The organism is Geodermatophilus sabuli (assembly GCF_010686765.1).
Lineage (GTDB): Bacteria > Actinomycetota > Actinomycetes > Mycobacteriales > Geodermatophilaceae > Geodermatophilus > Geodermatophilus sabuli_A.
Genome location: NZ_JAAGWF010000039.1, coordinates 1 through 791 on the forward strand (window position 1 = coordinate 1; position 791 = coordinate 791).

Annotated in this window: 1 protein-coding gene; it reads right to left on the bottom strand. The window is 65.7% G+C overall.

Annotated features, from left to right (window positions below):
• The coding region (locus tag GCU56_RS22860) for a replication initiation protein (protein ID WP_163484489.1) at positions 1 to 791 on the bottom strand (791 nt) is incomplete at both ends.

Below are 791 nucleotides of genomic sequence, written 5' to 3' on the forward strand. Positions count from 1 at the left end.
CGCCCGGGCCTTCTGTTCGCAGTACGCGGCCCACACGATCCGCCCATTCCTCCCGCTCGGCATTGCGGAGCTTGCCCCACCATGTCAGCGCGGGTTCGGTCTGCTCCTCGTCCTCGATGATTGGCGGAGCGCCGTTCGATGCCTGTTCCTTGCGTCGGGCCGCGCTGTGACGCTCATTCTCGGCCACGGTCTCGGTGGCCTCGTGCGGGTCTTTCCATTGCCAGTCGAAGCGGACAGCGGCGACCGATCGACCTGATTTCACGGGGGTCATCTTCACACGCACAGTCCCGTAGTCATTGATTGCCTCAACGGCCGGTGTGAGGACGCGCTTTGCCAGCTGCGCCCATACATCATAGGACCGCTTGTCATCGACTCCGAGCAGGCCGCGCAAGTTGTCCAGGCCCCATTGGGCATAGGGTTCGCGCTGGCGCTTGCGGTCTGCCAGTAAGGCGTAGAGCCGACGGGCGTGAGGCGGCAGGCGATGCGCCGCCGTGGTCTCGATCTTTACGAAGTTGCCGGGGCTGCGTAGGGCGTGGACGCCGGCGGGCGGAATCAGGATGCGGGCTTTGCTGCCGCCCTCGGTGATGTGCCACTCAGCCACCAACACAGCACCCCATTCACCGCCTCGGTGCTGGCCCGTCAGTTTGAGGCCTGTCATCCGCTCAAGACACTCACGCAGCCAGACATTGTCCGGGCGGGCTTCCGGGCCGCGCAGGCGTGTGGTCGGGATCGTCAGCCAGACCGCGTTCGGCACATTGGCGGGGACGCGCTCCTCATCGAGGATGGCAGCA